The sequence below is a fragment of the Ilumatobacter sp. genome (genome assembly GCF_049588435.1).
In the GTDB taxonomy this organism is placed as follows: domain Bacteria; phylum Actinomycetota; class Acidimicrobiia; order Acidimicrobiales; family Ilumatobacteraceae; genus Ilumatobacter_A.
Window position 1 is genome coordinate 1 of record NZ_JBAVYV010000199.1, and the last position, 19,185, is coordinate 19,185.

Annotated in this window: 18 protein-coding genes and 1 tRNA gene; 11 read left to right on the plus strand and 8 right to left on the minus strand. The window is 67.0% G+C overall.

Annotated features, from left to right (window positions below; genetic code table 11):
• The 5 genes from WBV89_RS07340 to WBV89_RS07360 all read left to right on the plus strand — a co-directional run.
• Positions 1 to 763, plus strand: a 763-nt coding sequence (locus WBV89_RS07340) for an ACP S-malonyltransferase (RefSeq protein ID WP_423980681.1), incomplete at its 5' end; no start/stop codon positions are given.
• Between the two features lie 2 nt (positions 764 to 765).
• Positions 766 to 1,755, plus strand: a complete 990-nt coding sequence (locus WBV89_RS07345) for a beta-ketoacyl-ACP synthase III (RefSeq protein ID WP_423980682.1) — start codon at positions 766 to 768, stop codon at positions 1,753 to 1,755.
• Positions 1,748 to 2,473: a 3-oxoacyl-ACP reductase FabG gene (gene fabG, locus WBV89_RS07350; protein WP_423980683.1), complete on the plus strand. Its 726-nt coding sequence runs from the start codon at positions 1,748 to 1,750 to the stop codon at positions 2,471 to 2,473. Before WBV89_RS07345 ends, fabG begins: the two co-directional genes overlap by 8 nt.
• A 169-nt stretch (positions 2,474 to 2,642) precedes the next feature.
• Positions 2,643 to 2,879: an acyl carrier protein gene (gene acpP / locus WBV89_RS07355; protein WP_423980684.1), complete on the plus strand. Its 237-nt coding sequence runs from the start codon at positions 2,643 to 2,645 to the stop codon at positions 2,877 to 2,879.
• A 10-nt stretch (positions 2,880 to 2,889) separates the two neighbouring features.
• On the plus strand, positions 2,890 to 4,092 hold the full coding sequence (locus WBV89_RS07360) for a beta-ketoacyl-[acyl-carrier-protein] synthase family protein (RefSeq protein ID WP_423980685.1): 1,203 nt from the start codon (positions 2,890 to 2,892) through the stop codon (positions 4,090 to 4,092).
• A gap of 10 nt (positions 4,093 to 4,102) precedes the next feature.
• On the opposite strand, the gene WBV89_RS07365 is transcribed toward WBV89_RS07360, so the two are convergent.
• From WBV89_RS07365 to WBV89_RS07380, 4 genes are read right to left on the minus strand one after another with little or no spacing between them, the layout of a single operon-like run.
• Complete coding sequence (locus WBV89_RS07365; RefSeq protein ID WP_423980686.1) at positions 4,103 to 4,786, minus strand: YjjG family noncanonical pyrimidine nucleotidase; 684 nt, start codon at positions 4,784 to 4,786, stop codon at positions 4,103 to 4,105.
• 4 nt (positions 4,787 to 4,790) lie between these two features.
• Entirely contained in the window at positions 4,791 to 5,219 is a 429-nt protein-coding gene (gene fabZ / locus WBV89_RS07370; protein WP_423980687.1) for a 3-hydroxyacyl-ACP dehydratase FabZ, read from the minus strand.
• Positions 5,220 to 5,239: 20 nt separating this feature from the next.
• The gene (locus tag WBV89_RS07375) at positions 5,240 to 6,031 is read right to left on the minus strand and encodes a 2-keto-4-pentenoate hydratase (protein ID WP_423980688.1); all 792 of its coding nucleotides are present in this window, start codon (positions 6,029 to 6,031) and stop codon (positions 5,240 to 5,242) included.
• Positions 6,032 to 6,042: 11 nt separating this feature from the next.
• The gene (locus tag WBV89_RS07380) at positions 6,043 to 7,470 is read right to left on the minus strand and encodes an HAD-IB family hydrolase (RefSeq protein ID WP_423980689.1); all 1,428 of its coding nucleotides are present in this window, start codon (positions 7,468 to 7,470) and stop codon (positions 6,043 to 6,045) included.
• Positions 7,471 to 7,804: 334 nt separating this feature from the next.
• Here WBV89_RS07380 and WBV89_RS07385 point away from each other — a divergent pair, with 334 nt between their 5' ends.
• From WBV89_RS07385 to WBV89_RS07400, 4 genes are all read left to right on the plus strand, one after another.
• Positions 7,805 to 8,743, plus strand: coding sequence for a LysR family transcriptional regulator (locus WBV89_RS07385; RefSeq protein ID WP_423980690.1), 939 nt, complete (start codon positions 7,805 to 7,807; stop codon positions 8,741 to 8,743).
• Positions 8,744 to 8,851: 108 nt separating this feature from the next.
• On the plus strand, positions 8,852 to 10,237 hold the full coding sequence (locus WBV89_RS07390) for an acyl-CoA carboxylase subunit beta (protein ID WP_423980691.1): 1,386 nt from the start codon (positions 8,852 to 8,854) through the stop codon (positions 10,235 to 10,237).
• A 120-nt stretch (positions 10,238 to 10,357) separates the two neighbouring features.
• The gene (locus WBV89_RS07395) at positions 10,358 to 11,671 is read left to right on the plus strand and encodes a citrate synthase (protein WP_423980692.1); all 1,314 of its coding nucleotides are present in this window, start codon (positions 10,358 to 10,360) and stop codon (positions 11,669 to 11,671) included.
• A 119-nt stretch (positions 11,672 to 11,790) separates the two neighbouring features.
• Complete coding sequence (locus tag WBV89_RS07400) at positions 11,791 to 12,609, plus strand: transposase (RefSeq protein ID WP_423980693.1); 819 nt, start codon at positions 11,791 to 11,793, stop codon at positions 12,607 to 12,609.
• Positions 12,610 to 12,668: 59 nt separating this feature from the next.
• Here WBV89_RS07400 and WBV89_RS07405 read toward each other — a convergent pair whose 3' ends face one another.
• Both WBV89_RS07405 and WBV89_RS07410 read right to left on the minus strand, forming a co-directional pair.
• The gene (locus tag WBV89_RS07405; protein WP_423980694.1) at positions 12,669 to 14,891 is read right to left on the minus strand and encodes an NADP-dependent isocitrate dehydrogenase; all 2,223 of its coding nucleotides are present in this window, start codon (positions 14,889 to 14,891) and stop codon (positions 12,669 to 12,671) included.
• Between the two features lie 74 nt (positions 14,892 to 14,965).
• Complete coding sequence (locus WBV89_RS07410; protein ID WP_423980695.1) at positions 14,966 to 15,595, minus strand: DUF998 domain-containing protein; 630 nt, start codon at positions 15,593 to 15,595, stop codon at positions 14,966 to 14,968.
• Between the two features lie 150 nt (positions 15,596 to 15,745).
• On the opposite strand from WBV89_RS07410, the gene WBV89_RS07415 reads away from it, so the two are divergent.
• Positions 15,746 to 16,852: an acyl-CoA dehydrogenase family protein gene (locus WBV89_RS07415; protein WP_423980696.1), complete on the plus strand. Its 1,107-nt coding sequence runs from the start codon at positions 15,746 to 15,748 to the stop codon at positions 16,850 to 16,852.
• A gap of 19 nt (positions 16,853 to 16,871) precedes the next feature.
• Here the strand turns inward: WBV89_RS07415 and WBV89_RS07420 are convergent, their stop codons facing one another.
• On the minus strand, positions 16,872 to 17,945 hold the full coding sequence (locus tag WBV89_RS07420) for an RNA polymerase sigma factor (RefSeq protein WP_423980697.1): 1,074 nt from the start codon (positions 17,943 to 17,945) through the stop codon (positions 16,872 to 16,874).
• 152 nt (positions 17,946 to 18,097) lie between these two features.
• Here WBV89_RS07420 and WBV89_RS07425 point away from each other — a divergent pair, with 152 nt between their 5' ends.
• On the plus strand, positions 18,098 to 18,991 hold the full coding sequence (locus WBV89_RS07425; protein WP_423980698.1) for an aminoglycoside phosphotransferase family protein: 894 nt from the start codon (positions 18,098 to 18,100) through the stop codon (positions 18,989 to 18,991).
• A 74-nt stretch (positions 18,992 to 19,065) separates the two neighbouring features.
• On the opposite strand, the gene WBV89_RS07430 is transcribed toward WBV89_RS07425, so the two are convergent.
• Positions 19,066 to 19,139, minus strand: a tRNA-Arg gene (locus WBV89_RS07430).
• Positions 19,140 to 19,185: the final 46 nt, after the last annotated feature.

A 19,185-nucleotide genomic window follows, 5' to 3' on the forward strand; every position in this document is an offset into this window, starting at 1 on the left:
GGTCGGTGTCGCCTGCAACCTCGCGGACGCGGACGTCTGGGTCGCGAACTACAACGCACCCGGTCAGGTGGTCATCGCCGGCTCGCCCGACGGCGTCGACAAGGCGTCGGCCCACGCGAAGGATCTCGGTGCGAAACGGGTCATGGGGCTGCCGGTGTCCGGCGCGTTCCACACCCCGTTCATGGTCGCTGCACGCGACCGGTTGCGTGACGCGATCGCCGACGCGGAGCCGCGCGACAGCGACGTCCCCGTCGTCTCGAACGTCGACGCGAAACCGCATGTACTGGGCACCGAATGGGGCAACCTGCTGTCGGCCCAACTCTCCAGCCCGGTCCGTTGGCGCCAGAGTCTGCTCACCCTCGAAGGCGAGGGCGTCACCGATTTCGCCGAGCTCGGACCGGGGGGCGTGCTGAGCGGGATGGCGAAGCGCACCACCTCCGGTCGGACGATCTCGATCGCCACCCCCGACGACCTCGACAAGCTGCTCGAATGGGTCGGGGCGTCCACGACGTCCCATGCCGGGCAACTCGAGGGCGAACACCTCTTCGCCGTGGAACGACTCGTGGTCTCCCCCGCCGCTGGGCTCTTCTCTCCGGTCGCCGAGATCGCCGACGGGTCGCGCATCGACGTCGGAACCGTCATCGGCCATGTGGGCCACGTCGAAGTGCGCTCGTCGTTCTCCGGCCTCCTGCAGAGCTTCATCGCCGTCGACACCGAACGTGTCACATTGCGCCAACCCATCGCCTGGCTGAGGAGCGACTGAGCATGCCTTCCACCCCACCCGGCGCCCGCGGCGCCGTCATCACCGGCTGGGGCGTCGCCCTCCCCGACAAGATCCTGACGAACGTCGACCTCGAGTCGATGATGGACACCGACGACGAGTGGATCCGAGATCGCACGGGCATCGTCCAACGCCATGTCGGCGGGACCACGGCGGGACTCTCCACCGAGGCCGGCAGGGCTGCACTCGACATGGCGGGCGTGGGCCCGGACGACATCGATGCCCTCATCCTCGCCACCACCACGCCCGACCGGGCCGTCCCCGCGAGCGCCTCGACGGTTCAGGACCAACTCGGACTCACCTCGTGTGGCGCCTTCGACCTCAACGCCGCGTGCTCCGGATGGGTGTACGCGCTCGTCAACGCGCACGGCCTGATCGCAATGGGCGCCCGTCGGGTGCTGGTCATCGGCACCGACACGCTCGATCGCATCACCGACTACCACGATCGCAACACGGGCATTCTGTTCGGCAACGGCTCCGGAGCGGCAGTCCTCGAGGCGGTGGACGGAGGTGGCCAGCTCCTCGGCTGGGACCTCGACTCGCTCGGCGAGGCCGAGAGCGCCCTGTACGCCGAGATCGGCGGCGTGCTCCAGATGGAGGGTCGCGAGGTCTTCCGTCGAGCGGTGCGCCTGATGGCTGACTCCGCCACCAACGCACTGACCAGTGCAGGCGTGTCGGCGGACGACATCACCCTGGTCGTCCCGCACCAGGCCAACATCCGGATCATCTCGGCGTCGCTCGATCGCCTCGGCATCCCGCTCGAACGCGCCTCGATCGTGCTCGATCGCACCGGGAACACGTCGTCGGCCTCGGTACCGCTCGCCCTCGCCGAAGCACTCGACGAGGGACGCGTCTCCGATGGCGACCTGATCCTGTTCGTCGGCTTCGGCGCCGGCATGTCCGCCGCCAGCGCCGTGGTCCGCTGGAGCCCGAACGCAGCAGAATTCACCGATGACGGAGCGAACGATGAGTGACACCGAACCGACCGGACGCATCGTCCTCGTGACCGGGGGCTCCCGCGGGATCGGGCTCGCCTGTGCACGCCGACTCGCCGACGGTGGTGACCGGGTCGCCGTGACCTACAACTCGTCCCCACCGCCCGACGGTCTCTTCGGAGTCCGCTGTGACGTCACCGATGCCGCCCAGGTCGACGCCGCGTTCGCCGCGGTCGAGGAACACTTCGGTGGCACCGTCGAGGTCCTCGTGTCCAACGCCGGTGTCACCAAGGACGGGCTGCTGCTGCGGATGACCGAGGACGACTTCGCCAGCGTCCTCGACGCCAACCTCACCGCCTCCTACCGCGTGACCAAGCGTGCGGCCAAGGGCATGCTCAAGGCCCGGCGCGGTCGAATCATCCTGATGTCGTCCGTCGTCGGAATGCTCGGGCAGGCCGGCCAGTCGAACTACGCCGCATCCAAGGCCGGACTCGTCGGTTTCGCCCGCTCGCTGGCTCGGGAACTCGGCTCACGTTCGATCACGGTCAACGTCGTGGCACCCGGACCCGTCGCCACCGACATGACCGCCGCGCTGACCGACGATCAACTCGCCGCGATCACCTCCGTGGTCCCGCTCGCGCGCATGGCCGAGCCGGACGAGATCGCAGGTGTCGTCAGTTTCCTCGCCGGCCCCGACGCCGCGTACATCACCGGTGCCGTGATCCCCGTCGACGGCGGACTGGGCATGGGACACTGATGACCTACGGTCATGACGGCTGGCGCCGTCTCGCCGACTTCGTCGTCGCAGTGCCTCTCTCCGGGCTCACGCCCGGACTCGCTCCGCTCGTCGGGAGATCCAGTTCTCTGGCTCCCGGCCTTCCGCCAACTACAGTCACAAACCGCTACTACTGAATTGGAGAATTCCCGTGAATGAAGAACTGTTCGCCCGCTTCCGCAAGTGCGCCGTCGAGGTGCTCTCAGTCGACGAGAGCGCCGTGGTCCTCGACGCCAAGTTCGGCGACGACCTCGACGCAGACAGCCTCGACCTGGTCGAGCTCGTGATGGCGCTCGAAGAGGAGTTCGACATCGAGGTCCCCGAGGAAGAGCTCGAAGGCGTGGAGACGGTCCAGTCCGCCTACGACCTCGTCGTCGCCAAGGTCTGAGTTCCCCATCATGACGACCGACCCGACCGGGTCGCGTCGGGTCGCGATCACCGGTCTCGGTGTCGTCGCCCCGGCCGGCATCGGCGCGCAGAACTACTGGGCAGGCCTGCTCGGTCCGGGGGCGACCAGCGGTCGCTCCGTCGAGATCGAGGACTGGGACCCGACCCCGTACTTCGAGAACGCGAAGCACGCTCGTCGAGCCGATCGGGTCGAACAGTTCTCACTCGCAGCCGCGGGTGAGGCGTTCGATCAAGCGGGCGGACTCGACGCGATCGGCATCGACCCGGCGCGCTTCGGCACGATCTTCGCCACCGGAGTCGGTGGTCTGCACACCCTCGAGGAGCAGATCCAGATCCGACTCGAGAAGGGCGAACGGCGGGTCTCGCCGTTCCTCGTCCCGATGATGATGACCAATGCGGCCGGCGCGGCGATCTCGATGCGCTACAGCCTCCAGGGCCCAAACGAGACGATCACGACCGCCTGCGCGGCCGGGAGCCACGCGATCAACTACGCGGCACGCCTGATCAGGTGGGGCATCGTCGACGCGGTCGCCACCGGGGGCGCCGAGTCCGCGGGGACACCGACCGGCCTCGCCGGTTTCTCCAACATGACCGCACTCTCGACAACGGGTGTGAGCCAACCGTTCGCCGCCGACCGTGACGGTTTCGTCATGGGCGAGGGCAGCGCGGTGCTGATCCTCGAGGAGTGGTCGCACGCCGAAGCTCGCGGAGCGAACATCCTCGGCGAGGTCCTGGGCGGGGCCAGCAACGCCGACGCCCACCACATCACCGCTCCATCACCGGGCGGCGTCGGAGCGATCGCCTGCATGCGCCTCGCACTCGCCGAGTCGGGAATCGAACCGGGTGACATCCGCCAGGTCAATGCCCACGGCACGTCGACACCGCTCAACGATGCGGCCGAGGCCGACGCGATCCGAGAGGTTTTCGGACCGAACGCCGTACCGGTCGTGTCGACCAAGGGTGTCACCGGCCACGCGCTCGGTGCCGCCGGTGCACTCGAGGCGGCGGCTCTGGTCCTCTCGATGCAGCACGGACTGATCCCCCCGACCGCCAACACGGCTGCGGCCGACGACGGGATGGAGATCGACCTCGTGGTCGGCGACGCCCGTCCGTGGACACCTGGTCCGGCGATCTCGAACAACTTCGGATTCGGCGGTCACAACGGCTCGGTCGTCGTCGCTCCGGCGTCGTAGTCGCCGTCGGTCACCCGATCAACACGGCGAGGTCCTCCAACGACGACACCTCGTGTGTCGGTGCGATCTCGCTGGTGTTGGTCTGTGAGCGCGGATTGAACCAGATCGTGTCGATGCCGGAGTTCACGCCGCCACGGATGTCGCTGGCGAGGCTGTCACCGATCATCACCACGCCCCCACGATCGTCGATCTCCATGGCGCGCAGGGTGTGGTCGAAGATCTCGCGCCCCGGCTTGGTCATCCCCAGTTCACCGCTGATGCTGACGACCTCGAAGGAGCTCTGGAGACCCAACCGGCGCAGGCGCCCCCGCTGCACCGAGCCGATGCCGTTCGTGATCAACGCCAACCGGCACGTCGCACCGAGTTCGGCGAGGAGCTCGCCGGCTCCTGCGTACAGGTCGCCGTGTTCCGCCAGCCCGGTCACGAAACTCTCGGCGATCGCCCGAGCGTCGCCGTCGATTCCGAGTTCGTCGAGCAGCTGCACGAACCGGATCATCTTCACGTCGTTCGGATCGAGTTCGCCCCGTTCCACACGACGCCAGAGAGCCTGGTTCAATCGGTCGTAGGCCGCGAAGACCTCCGGGGTCGGATCGACGGCGATCGACCGCATCGTCGCCTCGAACGCCGCTGCTTCGGATGCGTGCGTGTCGAACAGCGTGTGATCGAGGTCGAAGAGGACGGTGGGGTAGTTCACCCGCTCAGATGTCGGCGAGGACGAACATCAGGTCACAGCTGGTCGCGACCTTTCCGTCGACCGTCACCGAGCCGGATCCCTTCCCGGCGCGGGCGGACATCCGACCGAGCTCGACCTCGATCGTCAACTCGTCCCCCGGGACGACCTGGCGGCGGAAGCGCGCCCCGTCGAGCCCGCCGAACAGCGGCAACTTCCCGGCGAAGCGCTCGTCCGCGAGGACGGCGCACGCTCCGACCTGGGCGATCGATTCGCACATGAGCACGCCGGGCAGCGTCGGACGGCCCGGGAAGTGTCCGGCGAAGAAGTACTCGTCCCCGGTCAACCGCCAGATTCCCGTCGCGGAAACGCCCGGCTCCATCGCCACCAACTCGTCGACGAGCAGGAACGGAGCGCGGTGGGGCAACAGATCGATCGGCGATGGCAGTGAACTCATGGGAGCATCTTGGCCCACGGTCAGTCGAACCGCACGCGCACCTCGGCGTCGCCGACCCGTCCGACGTGGTCGATCCCCCGCTCGGCCGCCACGAGGCCCGTACAGGTCCCGGTGATCACGAGCTCACCGGCCCGCAATGGATGGTGGGCATCGATCGCGAACGCACCGACCGCTGCGAGCACGCGCAGGGGATGACCCATCGCCTCCGCTCCGGACGCGACGGCACCCGATTCGCCACCGGCGACGAGCGCGACCGGAACAGCGTCGAGTGAGCGGAGTTCGTCCGGGGTCAGGTCGAGGGTCGGTCCGACGATCATTCGTCCGCTCGCGACGTTGTCGGCGACGAGTTGAGCGACCGGAACCAGCGGGAACGCGGACAGCCGACCCGCGACCACTTCGATCGCCGCGAATGCCTCGACCGCGTCGGCCAAATCGAGCGGGTCGTTCGGGACTTCGTCGATGTCACGCAGGAGCCGGAGTCCGACCTCGACCTCGAGGTGTGGGGCAGTCGCGAACGCGTCGAACCGCAGCGCTGCCGGCGTCGACAGGACGTGATCCTTCCGATACCGACCGAGGACCGGAGCGTCGATCTCGAGCATCTGCTGCACCGCCTCGTTCGTGCACCCCGCCTTCCACGCGATGAGGTCGTCGGCGTGCAATCCGTGGCCGGCGGCCTGGACGCGGTATCCGTCGGACAGCGTGGTCGGCGCTGGCGCCGTCGCTTCGACGGGGTCGCGGAATTGGTCGGCTCGGGCGAGTTGTGTCGCGACGGCGATGATCTCCTCGTCGGTGAGTGTTGTTGCTCGGGTCATGTGATCGTTCCTCAGTCCTCACCCGGGCGGCGGGCGACTTCCTGCTCGGGATCACCGGAATAGCCCGGCGGAAAGGTCGCGAGCAATTCGTCTCGCGTCGGGGTGTGCGACTCTCGCGCTTCCGGTGGGAGTTCGCCGGCGATCGCCGTCATGATCCGCTTGGTGTCGGCGGCGAGCGACCGCCCCTTCAGACCCACGGGCTGACCGACACGGACCCGGACGACCGGCGGATCGGTCAGGTTGAACACGTTCGGCACGCGTTTCGAACGTGGCCACACCCGCTCGGTACCCCAGAGCCCGACCGGGATCACCGGAGCACCCGTCATCTGGGCGAGCCGGGCGGCGCCCCAGCGGCCGCGCAACTCCGGGTCGAAGAACGCCGCACCACGCGGGATCGTGCCCTGCGGCATCAGGGCGACCATCTCGCCGCCGTCCAATGCGTCGGCTGCGGCGCGCAGCGGTTCGTTCGACCCCGTCGCGCGGTCGACCCGGATGCCTCCCATCGCGGCGGCAGCCTGTCCGACGATCGGGGCGTCGAACACCTCCTTCTTCCCGAGGAACCGGGCCGAACGGCCTGCCTTGGCGATCACCAGCGACATCGCGACGACGTCGAAATAGCTGCGATGGTTGCCCACCAGGATGCAGGGTCCCGTGTCGGGAATCGAGTCGACCGCACCGATGTCGAACCGGGCATACGGATACATCGCCGGGTGGGTCAGGCGACGGGCGACATCTTGGACCTCGAGGCCGACCACGGGAATCTTCACCACCCCCGGTGATACGTCGAGGTTGGCGGTCGGCCAGCGACGAGCGGCCGCCATCAGGACCATGCGCGGGTCCGGGTTGACGACGACGGGGTGTCCCACGGCATCGAGCATCGGGGTGTCGTAGAAGCTGTCCGAGTAGGCCCAACTCTCGGCGAGATCGACGTCGTGGTCCTCGGCCCAGGCGGTGACGGCGGCGAGTTTGCCCGCCGACCACACGAACGGCCCATCGAGGGTCCCGTCGTAGTTCCCCTCGCTGTCGACCGCGTACCGGGTGGCGACGGCATCATCGAATCCGAGTGCGTCAGCGAGTGGCTTCACGAGGTCGTAGGGAGTCGTGGTCGCCAACACGATCGGACGCCCCGCATCCCGGTGCGTCGTGAACGCCGTGCGAGCGAACGGCTGCACGAGTGCGACGAGTTGTTCGACCACGGTTTCGGCAGCCTCGCGGACTGCCGCAGAGGATCGACCCTTGGCCGCCGTGACCCCCTGACGGGCGATCGCCATGGCCGGGAGCGTCTCGCCGATCCGGTGGAACAGCCCGTACAGGAACTTCTCACCCGGCAGCGGACCGGTCGACAACCCCGCCCGGTGGATCGCCTCCGAGAAGAGTTCCCCCGACGCCCCCGCGAGAAGCGTCCGGTCGAGATCGAAAAACGCCGCCCCACGAGCCATCAGCCCAACCTAGGCGCGACACGTCCCGCGCAACGCTGTAGCCGCCGAAGGGCCGGAAAGCAACGCCGAGCGGAGCGAGGCTTGGAGCGCCGCGGGTGGGCGGGTGGATCGAAAACGGGAAAGGCCCGGATTGGGGAATCCGGGCCTCTCAACCTGAGATCATCCTCCGATTGGGGGATCGGATAGTGGATGTCTCGTCGAGTGCAACATGGGGGGTGTTGTCACTGCGATCTATGTGACTTGTGATCTCAATCACAAGCTCTGTAGAGAGTATGCACAGCCACGAATCGATCTGGCAAGTAGATGATGGAGATACTTGCTATCGTTTTTGGAGATGGATGTACGTCAGCTTGCGGCGATCGTCGCGATCGCCGATCACGGAACCTTCTCGGCCGCCGCGCGTTCGCTGTTCACGGTGCAGTCGAACGTCTCCGGGCATGTCTCCCGACTCGAGAAGGAACTCGGGGTCATCCTCGTCGACCGGACGAACGGTGGCCTCACGGAGGATGGCGCTCGCGTCGTCGATCGCGCCCGTCGCGTGCTCAACGAGATCGAGGACATCACGTCCGACATGACCAGCCGCCACGATCGGGTGTCGGGCCACACCCGCATCGGCGTGATCGGCACCACGGCACGCTGGCTGACCCCGTCGCTGTTGAGCCAGCTCGCGATCGACCATCCGAACGTCCGCGCCGTCATCCGTGACGGCGCGTCCTCCTCGCTCGTGCCGAACGTGATGTCCGGTGAGCTCAACGCCGCCGTCATCCACCTGCCGATCGACGAACCGGAACTCGTCGTCGAACCGCTCTTCGCGGAGGATCTGTTCCTGCTCGTCGAGGGCCACCACCACCTCGCCGACAACGACACGATCGCGATCCGCGACCTCGACGACGAACCGCTGCTCCTCCCCCCGACCGGCTCGGCGTTGCGCAAGGTGCTCGACCGGTCGGCTGCGGCGAACGACGTCACCCTGCGCCCGCAGGCCGAGATCGACGGCGTGCGACTGCTCGCGTCACTCGCGCTCGACGGGTTCGGGGCGGCGATCGTGCCGGCCACGGCGGTGCCCACGTGGCTGAGCGGAGCATTCCGGCGGATCAACGTTCCCGAACTCCCGCGTCGAGTCGTCGCCTCGATCCGACGCCGCCGACCGACACCGAGTGCCCCCACGCACGTCGCGCTCGACACGCTCCGCCGGGTGATCGCCGAACAGGGCGAGATGCAGCCGGGCGTCCATCCCGAGACCGCCGCGCTCCCCGCACCCCGCAACCCCTGACCACCGAAATACGCGTCGGTGCCGGCACCGACGCGCACTTTCGATCGTGGGGGCCGGGTTCTGAGGGGATCGGCGTCGCGCGATTGCGGTGCGGTACGGTGAGCCGAGATGACCGACCTCGATGCCGCTGTCGACACGTTCGGCCTGAACCGCTTCGTCCCCGGCCTCGCCCAGTCCGAGGTCAGAGTGATCACCGATGACGATCGCGGGGTACCCGACCGATCGGTGATCTGGATCGAGTTCGACGACGGCGACGACCCGGCCCGTCTCGACGAGGCGACCGGACACCAACTCGAGGCAGGGATCGCCGCCGCCCTCGATCACCGGATTCCAGTGGTCGTCGTGATCTCGACGTCCGGAAGCGACATCGAGGAGGGAATGGCCGCACTCAACGGGTGGGGCCGCGTGGCGCGGCAGCTCACCGCCTGTTCCGGACTCGTCCCGACGATCATCATCGTCGACGGTCCCGCAGTTTCAGGTCCCGCATTGCTCCTGGGTCTCGCCGACTTCACGATCATGACCGAACGGTCGTCGGCCTTCGTCAACGGCCCGGTGATGGTCGAGGAGTTCACGGGGGTCGCCATCGGCACCGACGAACTCGGCGGATCGGCGACCCACGCCCGGTACACCGGGGTCGCCACGTTCGTCGTGGCCGACCGCGACACGGCCGCGAGCACCGCACTCGACCTGCTCGGCTACCTCCCCGACAGCGTCGACGCCGAACCGGCGCGGTGGACTTCGTTCGACCCCGGCGACCGTCCGTGCCCCGAAGCGGGAGCGCAGATCCCCGAGTCGTCGACGGGCAGCTACGACGTCCGCAAGGTCGCCGCGGCGATCGCCGACGAGGACTCGATGCTCGAGGTGCGAGATCGCTGGGCCGCGAACGCCGTCACGGCCTTCGCGACGATCGATGGACGCCCGGTCGGCATCCTCGCGAATCAGCCGATGGTGCTCGCCGGAACGCTCGACATCCCGGCGTCACAGAAGGCCGCCCGTTTCATCGCATTCTGCGACGCGTTCAATCTGCCGATCATCACGCTTGTCGACACCCCGGGCTTCTACCCCGGCAAGGATCTCGAATGGCGCGGCATGATCCGCCACGGCGCCCAACTCGTCTACGCCTACGCGCGGGCGAACGTGCCCCGGATCTGCGTGATCCTGCGCAAGAGCTACGGCGGCGCGTACATCGTCATGGACTCCAAGACGATGGGCAACGATCTCTGCCTCGCGTGGCCGTGGGCCGAGATCGCCGTCATGGGAGCCGGCCAGGCCGCCGCCATCCTGGCCCGGCGTTCGACGCCGGAGGAACGCGCCGAGTTCGAGTCCGACTACGCGGAGCGCCTCCTCAATCCGTACGTGGCGGCCGAGCGGGGGTTCATCGACGCGGTGATCGACCCGGCCGACACCCGATCCGAGATCAGTGCGGCACTCGAAATCCTCGCCGAGAAGCGTGAGGTCCTCGTCGAACGGAAGCACGGGAACACGCCGCTCTGACCGCATCGTCCACCGGCGGAGAGCGGCGCACATCGGACGTTCGATGTTGATCCGTCGACATCGATTGCCTCGTTGCGGTCACAGCCGAGGCGAGCCGTTATCGTGCGAGTGCGGTCGGAGATGATCCTGCGGCCAGCCGAATTTCAACCCTGGAGCCACGGAGGAAGCCACGTGCCCGAAACGATCACCATCACCGACGACCGAACCGGAAAGACCGTCACGGTCCCGATCGAGGGTGGTGTGTTCCCGTCGTCGGCGCTGCGCGAGTTGGACCCGAGCCTGTACATGTACGACCCGGCGTACTTGTCGACGGCGGCCACGCAATCGCAGATCACCTACCTCGACGGCACCAATGGCGTCCTCCGGTACCGGGGCTACCCGATCGAGCAGTTGGCCGAGCACTCGACCTACCTCGAGGTTGCCTACCTGCTCGTGAACGGCGAACTCCCCACCGCGGCGGAACTCACGACGTGGACCGACGATGTCACCCATCACACGTTCATCCACGAGAACATGCGCAAGCGTTTCGTCGACGGCTTCCACTACGACGCCCACCCGATGGGGATGTTCGTCTCGGCGGTCGCCGCCCTCGGAACCTTCTACGACGGCGCCAAGGACATCGAGGATCCCGCAGCCCGCAAACACCAGACGCTCCGCCTGATCGCGAAGAGCCCGACGATCGCGGCGATGTGTTACCGCTTCTCGGTCGGTCTCCCGTTCAACCAGCCCGACAACGACCTGTCGTACGCAGCGAACTTCCTCAACATGATGTGGAAGATCGGCGACTACGAGGTCGATCCTGCGCTCGAACGCGCGATGGACATCTTGTTCATCCTGCACGCCGACCACGAGCAGAACTGCGGCACGACCGCGATGCGCGTCATCGGCTCCAGCCACGCCGACCCGTACTCGTCGGCGGCAGGTGCGGCGTCCGCTCTGTACGGACCGCGCCACGGCGGCGCCAACGAGGCCGTGATCCGGATGCTGACCGAGATCGGCTCGATCGAGAACGTCCCGGCATTCGTCGAGTCCGTCAAGAAGGGCGAAGGACGCCTCATGGGCTTCGGCCACCGCGTCTACAAGAACTACGACCCGCGGGCGACGATCATCAAGAAGGCCGCGTACGACGTGTTCGAGGTGACCGGGAAGAGCCCGCTGCTCGACATTGCGCTCAAGCTCGAAGAGACCGCCCTCGAGGATCCGTACTTCGTCGACCGCAAGCTCTACCCGAACGTCGACTTCTACTCGGGTCTGATCTACCAGGCACTCAAGTTCCCGGTCGAGATGTTCACCGTGCTGTTCGCGATCCCGCGCATGTCCGGTTGGCTCGCCCACTGGGAAGAACTACTCGACGAAGGCCAGAAGATCAGCCGTCCACGCCAGTGGTACACCGGCGCCGACGAGCGCGACTACACCCCCATCGCCAACCGCTGACCGTTACGTAACGGGTCTGACCCGTTACGTAACGCCTCATCTCTGAGGCACCCCGACGTCAGCATGGCGATATGGGAAGGGCACTGCGTATCGACCCAACCGACGGCTGGCACCATGTGATGAGCCGAGGCGTCGACCGTCATGCGATCTTCTTCGACACGGATGACCGCTGCCGATTCGGTGAGCTTCTCGGGGCAACGACCGACCGCTTCGGACTCGAGGTCCACGCCTACTGTCTGATGACCAATCACTTTCACCTGCTGGTGCGAAGCTCGGATCGACGACTCTCCGACGGTCTCCAGTGGCTGCTTTCGATGTATGCGACGCACGTCAATCAACGAATGGAGCGCGTGGGACACCTCTTCGGCGGCCGCTTCACCTCGCGGCTGATCACCGAGATGGGGTACCTCGCGAACGTGGTGAGGTACATCCACCTCAATCCACTCGACATCGTCGGCATCGAACTCCCGAGCGAATATCGGTGGTCGAGCCATCGCACCTACCTTCGCAAGCGAGCGGCTCCGCGTTGGATGAGCACGGAGACGGTATCGACGTGGTTTTCGAACCCCGCCGAGTTCGACCGATTCGTGTGTGCGCCGATCCTGGAAGCGCCATCACCGCCATCGATCCGGCTGCCCGACGGCCACGATCTGGTCACGACCGTCGATCTCGTCCTGTCCGAACGCTCGGATGTGAGGGCCCGACCCCTGATGGCCCAGAGACGAGCCGTGGCAATCACTCTCGCCGCGTCAGCGACGGAGTCGTCTCGGAGGGGAGTCTTCGACGCGCTTGGATGCGATACCACCGGTGCGCGACGAACGGCGGTGCACCGCGCCAGAACCCTGCATCGCACTGATCCTCGCATCGCTGAACTCGTCGAACAGGTCCGGAGGCTCTACCTCGCTGATTCCTTCGTCTTCGACGCACCCGCGGCTTGAGAACGAGCGGGCTGGCCTCCGCCACCGTTACGTAACGGGTCAGACCCGTTACGTAACGGTCAGAGGGTGGCGAGGATGGAGTCGAGGGTGGCGCTGGGGCGCATGACCGCGTCGACCTTGTCGGCATCGGGCTGGTAGTAGCCACCGATGTCGGCAGGTTGGCCCTGCACCGCGAGGAGTTCGTCCGCGATCTTCTGCTCGTTCTCCGTCAGCGCAGCGGCCAGCGGAGCGAAACGAGCAGCGACCTCGGGGTTCTCGGTCTGGTCGGCGAGCGCCTGCGCCCAGTACAGCGCGATGTAGAAGTGGCTGCCACGGTTGTCGATCGAGCCGAGGCGGCGTGCCGGTGACTTGCCGTTCTCCAGGAGCTGGCCGGTCGCGGTGTCGAGGGCGTCGCCGAGCATCCTGGCGGCGTCGTTGCCGGTCACCTCGGCGAGGTGCTCGAACGACACGGCCAGGGCGAGGAACTCACCGAGGCTGTCCCAGCGGAGATAGTTCTCCTTGACGAGCTGCTGGACATGCTTGGGAGCCGACCCGCCCGCACCGGTCTCGAACAGTCCCCCACCGTTGAGCAGCGGGACGATCGACAGCATCTTCGCGCTCGTGCCGAGTTCGAGGATCGGGAACAGGTCGGTGTTGTAGTCACGCAACACGTTGCCGGTGACCGAGATCGTGTCCTCGCCCCGCCGGATCCGCTCGAGTGAGAACGTGGTGGCCTCGGTCGGCGCCATGATTTCGATCTGCAATCCGTCGGTGTCGTGATCGGCGAGGTAGGTGTTGACCTTCTCGATGAGCTGAGCGTCGTGGGCGCGGCCGGCATCGAGCCAGAACACGGCCGGCGCACCGGTCGCCCGGGCACGGCTCACGGCGAGCCGGACCCAGTCACGGATCGGCTCGTCCTTCACCTGACACGCACGGAAGATGTCGCCTGCGGACACGCGGTGTTCCATCAGAACGTCGCCACCGGCGTCGACGACGCGCATCGTGCCGTCGGCGGGGGCTTCGAAGGTCTTGTCGTGGCTGCCGTACTCCTCGGCCTTCTGCGCCATCAGGCCGACGTTCGGGACGGTGCCCATCGTCGTCGGGTCGAACGCACCGTTGGCGATGCAGTCGTCGATCGTCGCCTGGTAGATCCCGGCGTACGACGAGTCGGGAATGACGGCTTTGGCATCCTGGCGATCGCCGGCCTTGTTCCACATCTTTCCGGAGTCGCGGATCATCGCGGGCATCGACGCATCGATGATGACGTCGCTCGGTACGTGCAGGTTGCTGATCCCGTTGTCGGAGTCGACCATTGCGAGGTCGGGCCCCGCTTCGAATGCAGCGGCGAAGGCGGCCTCGATCTCGACGCGCTGGTCGGCGGGCAGCGAGTCGAGAGCCGACAGCACACCGCCCAATCCGTTGTTCGGGTTCGCGCCGGCGGCGCGCAGGGCGTCGCCGTGCTTGGCGAAGACGTCGGCGAAGAAGACCTCGACGGCGTGACCGAAGATGATCGGGTCCGACACCTTCATCATCGTCGCCTTCATGTGCAACGAGAACAGCACGCCTCGCGCCTTGGCATCGTCGACCTGCTCGGCGAGGAACGTCCGCAGCGCAGCGACATCCATGACGGTCGAGTCGATGACCTCGCCGGCGAGCAACGGGAAGTCGGGCTTCAGGACCGTGACGGTTCCGTCGGCCGCGACATGCTCGATGCGAACATCGGTCGCCTCGTCGACGGTCACCGACTGCTCGTTCGACGCAAAGTCTCCCGAGGTCATCGTCGAGACGTGGGTCTGCGACTCGGGCGACCACGCGCCCATCGAATGCGGGTTCTTGCGGGCGTACTCCTTGACCGCCTTCGGGGCGCGCCGGTCGGAGTTCCCCTGGCGCAGCACGGGATTGACAGCCGAGCCGAGCGCCACGCTGTACTTCGCACGGATCTCGCGTTCCTCGTCGGTCGACGGGTCGTTCGGGAACTCGGGCAGGTCGTATCCCAGAGCCTGCAGCTCGGCCACCGCAGCCACGAGCTGCGGAATCGACGCCGACACGTTCGGCAGCTTGATGATGTTCGCTCCAGCGGTCAGGGCGATCTCGCCCAGCTCGGTCAGTGCATCAGGGACCTGCTGATCGTCGGTCAGCCGTTCGGGGAACTGAGCGAGGATGCGCGCGGCCAAGGAGATGTCACGGGTGTCGACCTCGACACCCGCGGCACCGGCGAACGCCTTGACGATCGGGAGCAACGAATAGGTCGCGAGGGCCGGTGCCTCATCCGTGATGGTGTAGATGATCGTGGATTCGGTCATGGCGGGGCTCTCGTTTCGTCGCGGTGGGGGTGTGCAGAGGTACGTCGGGAACGACGTACTTGTCTTGTACTTGTCTACACCCTAGCGCGGCGCCACCCCGTCGGCCCAGCGACCGGCCGTCCCTTCTGACCTGTGCCCGACCTCGACAGCAGGATGACGGCGAGGGCGACCGTCCACCCGTCGAGAGCCGTGAGTCCGAGTCGCTGGAAGACTCCGGTCGGCGCCGACGTCAGTGACACCGCCAGCGACACCCCTGCGATCGACGACACCACGACCCCGACCGTGGCGAAGCGCCGATGGCCGATTCGGGCGAGACGCCTGAACGCGCTCGCCGGTGCGGATGCAAACGCGATGTAGGCGATGCCTGCAGCAACGGCGTGAAAGTCATCCTGTGCATCGGACCGGCCGAGCGGCAGCAGTCCGACCACCACCGTCGACGCCGCAGCCGTCACGTACGCCAACGAAGAGGGACCGCCCAGAATCGGACGGATCGCGAAAGCAAACGGCGCAACGGCGAGGCCAAATCCGAAGAAGCCGGCGGTCATCAACCATCTGGTGTCGGCCTCGACGTTCGCGAGTTGGCTGATGGCGTCGTCGATCGCACTCAGCTGACGGTCATCGATGATCCCACCAGCGACCCATGCGACGAGGAACGCGATCGGTCCGACGACTCCGCCGAGCAGCAGCAACCTGTGTGCAGTCACGGATCCATCGCAACGACGCCGGATCGGGCGAGCTGCTGCACCTGCTCGCGCCGTTGCATCCCCATCGCCGAACCGTAGAGCGCAGCGGTCGGATCCGCAGAGCGCCACCGAGGCGCACTCCGCTCCCGCGTCCACCTACGATCAATGCCGATGGACTTCGCATGGACGCCCGCACAGATCGAACTTCGTGAGCACGCCCGTTCGGTCGCACAGGATGCCGTGGAGCGCTACGGCCGGTCGAACGATTCGTGGATCAACGGGTTCTCGAAGGAGTTCGCCGTCGAGATGGCGGGGCACGGATGGATCGGGATGACCTGGCCGACGGAGCACGGCGGTGGCGGACGCCCCCAGATCGAGCGCCTCATCGTCGGCGAGGAATTGATCGCCGCCGGTGCACCGATCGCCGCCTCGTGGTTCGCCGACCGGCAGATGGGCCCGACGCTGATCAACTACGGGACCCCCGATCAGCAGGCCGAATTCCTCCCGGGAATGTTGTCGGGAGAGACGACGTGGTGCATCGGGATGTCCGAGCCCGACTCGGGTTCGGACCTCGCGTCGCTCACGACGACCGCCGATCGTGACGGCGATGACTTCGTGATCAACGGCCAGAAGATCTGGACGTCGTTCGGCGAGTCGGCCGACTACTGCTACCTGATCTGTCGAACCGACTCGTCCGGTCCCCCGCACCGGGGCATCAGCGAGGTGATCGTCCCGATGGACACCCCGGGCATCGAAGTCCGCCCGATCACCGACATGACGTCCAACCGCCACTTCTGCGAGGTGTGGTTCAGCGACGTGCGCGTTCCGATCGCCAACCTGGTCGGTGTCGAGGGAAACGCGTTCAAGCAGACGATGGCGCAACTCGAACACGAGCGAGGTGGCATCGATCGCCTCGTCTCGAACCGCGCGCTGTACGAGATCGCTGCACAACGTGCCGACCGCGACGATCCACTCGTCCGCCAGGAGATGGCGCAGATCGAGACCGGGTACACGCTCGGACGGATCCTCGTCACCAGGGAGGTCCTGCGACAGGCGCCGAAGGGCTTCTCCGCTGCGACCAAGTGCTTCTGCACCGAACACGAACAGCGCGTCGCCGGTTTCGTCGCCCGCACGCTTGGACCGGACGCGCTGCTGTGGGACAACGTGGGTCGTGGCCTCGCCTACGACCCGGCGTACACGATCATGGGCGGCACGTCGAACATCATGCGCAACATCCTCGGCGAGCGCGTGCTCGGCCTCCCTCGCGAACCCCGCTGACGGCGGCCGCCGATTCCGCTCAGGACCGCGGCAGGTCGGTCTTCAACACCACGTCCCCGGCGGCACCGGGATCGGCGACCGCACCCGTGACGACGTGGAATGCCGCGACGTCGTCGAGGGCGACTCCGCCCCAGAGCGTCACGTCGTCGCCCTCGGCGAACGTGCCGGCCGAGACCTCCTGACCGTCGATCAGCACCAGACGGCCCTCGTAGTAGGTGTCCGCCGCACGACGCGGAAGCGTGAGTGCGTCGAGTTCGATCTCGATCCCCGCATCGCGCTCGGTGACGGTGATCTCCCCACCCTCGACTTCGACGAGTACTCCGGTGGGCGTCAGCTCCAGGACGTAGTTCGGTGGCGTCGGTGTTCCGCTGGCCGCGCTCAACACGATCACCGCCACGAACAGGACCACCGCCGCTCCCCCGAGTCCGAGGGCGACCGGTCGCAGGCTCCGCGCCACCAACGAGGGCTGCTCAGGTTCGACCGAATCGAGATCCGCCGCCGGGACGTTCCCACCATCGATGTCGATCGCCGGGACGTGCGCCATCTCGGTCTCGGAGTCGTCAGGGCGGGAGGCGGTGATGACCCGGTCGGACAGGTCGGAGCCTGCCTGGGTCCACGCCCGAGGGTCGGCGAGCGCCGCTCGGACGTCGTCGGTGTCTCCGAGATGTGCGAGTCGCCGGTCGAGCCGCAGTTCGTGCCGCGCGAGGTCGGGGGCGGACTCGCCACGCGCCTCGAGTGCCTCACCGTCGAGGTGATGACGACGCAGCGCGGCGCGAACCTCGGGGTCGATCGCCGAGATCGCTCTCGCCGCCGCCCACAATGTCGGGGCGACGGAGCCGGACCGCTCCGCCGCGATCGAGGCGAGCCATGGGCCGAATCCGTCGGATGCCGGATACTCGCCGGCCTGTGCGTCGACGAACACCTCCGCGGCACGAGCGGTCGCGTCGGCGAGGTCTCCCGTTGCCACGACGGCGACGACGGCGTCGCCGTACCGGTCGACCACCGAACGGATCGCGTCCTCGTCTCCCCGATGGAACCGCTCGGCGAGTTCGGCGTCGTCAGCGATCACGGACGCCGGTCGGAACTCCTGCACAGGACCAGCGTACGGGTGGCCCGGGTAGGAGACGAACCTCCGACCCCGTGATCGGACACGACGGGGACGTGATGCCGGTTCGGCTCCGAGGGCTCGACCCCGGTGACGGAATCGGCTGCGAACCGCTCGGTGCGTTGTAGAACAGTGTCGGCGTGGTCGACGTCCCGGCAATCGTGAGGAACAAGGCACTCGACGCTGGCGCCGGCGATTGGATACGTGGCCTGAGCGATCTGATCGGTGATCTCGAAGCCGAGTGGGGGATCCGGGTCGGGGAACCATACGGGGACGGGACCGAGGCCTTCGTCGCTCGGTGTACGACCGACGACGGGAACGAGTCGGTTCTCAAACTGTTGATCCCGCGGAGCGGCGGCGCGACGCTCAACGAGATCGCGGTCTTGCAGCTGGCGGCCGGGCGGAGCTGCGTGCGCCTGGAACGTCACGATCTCGACCGTGGCGCGTTGCTGATGGAGCGACTCGGGCCGTCTCTGTTCGAGTTGAACGTGCCGGTCGGATCGCGCCACCGGATCCTGTGTGACCTCGCATCGCGATTGTGGATGCCGGCCCCGGAGTGCGGGCTTCCGACCGGAGCCGAGAAGGCTGCATGGCTCGCCGATCACATCACGTCCTCGTGGGAACAACTCGACAGGCCGTGCACCATGAAGGCGGTCGAACACGCTGTCGAAATGGTCCAGCGGCGGATCGGCGCCCACGACGACGAACGTGCTCGTCTGGTTCACGGCGACGTCCATCAGTGGAACACCCTGCAGGCTGGTGACGGGTTCAAGCTGGTCGACCCCGACGGCCTGCTCGCCGAGCCCGAGTACGACCTCGGCATCATCATGCGCGAGGACCCGACCGATCTCGAGAGCGTTGACGCCTGCTGGGAACGTGCCCACTGGCTTGCGGATCGGACCGGACTCGATGCCACCGCGATCTGGGAGTGGGGAGTCATCGAGCGCGTGTCGACGGGCCTGCTCGCCACACGGATCGATCTCCAGCCCGTCGGCCGTCAGATGCTCGCGGTCGCCGACATGATCGCCGAATGAGGACCGGGCGTCGTGTCGTGCTCCGCTTGCCCGATCAGGCCGAACCACGAGGGAACGGCCAGGTCGGGACCACGCGCCCTCGGCAGGAGTCGAACCTGCGACCGAGTGATTAGAAGTCACTTGCTCTATCCAACTGAGCTACGAGGGCAAGGGCGAAATCGTATCGACTCCCCCGCGCTGTCCTCCCGGATCCG

Bases quoted from the DNA above. Each gene is read 5' to 3' on its own strand.
- WBV89_RS07345 (WP_423980682.1), top strand. From the start codon at position 766: ATGCCTTCCACCCCACCCGGCGCCCGCGGCGCCGTCATCACCGGCTGG.
- fabG (WP_423980683.1), top strand. From the start codon at position 1,748: ATGAGTGACACCGAACCGACCGGACGCATCGTCCTCGTGACCGGGGGC.
- WBV89_RS07360 (WP_423980685.1), top strand. From the start codon at position 2,890: ATGACGACCGACCCGACCGGGTCGCGTCGGGTCGCGATCACCGGTCTC.
- fabZ (WP_423980687.1), bottom strand. From the start codon at position 5,219: ATGAGTTCACTGCCATCGCCGATCGATCTGTTGCCCCACCGCGCTCCG.
- WBV89_RS07375 (WP_423980688.1), bottom strand. From the start codon at position 6,031: ATGACCCGAGCAACAACACTCACCGACGAGGAGATCATCGCCGTCGCG.
- WBV89_RS07380 (WP_423980689.1), bottom strand. From the start codon at position 7,470: ATGGCTCGTGGGGCGGCGTTTTTCGATCTCGACCGGACGCTTCTCGCG.
- WBV89_RS07385 (WP_423980690.1), top strand. From the start codon at position 7,805: ATGGATGTACGTCAGCTTGCGGCGATCGTCGCGATCGCCGATCACGGA.
- WBV89_RS07390 (WP_423980691.1), top strand. From the start codon at position 8,852: ATGACCGACCTCGATGCCGCTGTCGACACGTTCGGCCTGAACCGCTTC.
- WBV89_RS07395 (WP_423980692.1), top strand. From the start codon at position 10,358: ATGATCCTGCGGCCAGCCGAATTTCAACCCTGGAGCCACGGAGGAAGC.
- WBV89_RS07400 (WP_423980693.1), top strand. From the start codon at position 11,791: ATGAGCCGAGGCGTCGACCGTCATGCGATCTTCTTCGACACGGATGAC.
- WBV89_RS07405 (WP_423980694.1), bottom strand. From the start codon at position 14,891: ATGACCGAATCCACGATCATCTACACCATCACGGATGAGGCACCGGCC.
- WBV89_RS07415 (WP_423980696.1), top strand. From the start codon at position 15,746: ATGGACTTCGCATGGACGCCCGCACAGATCGAACTTCGTGAGCACGCC.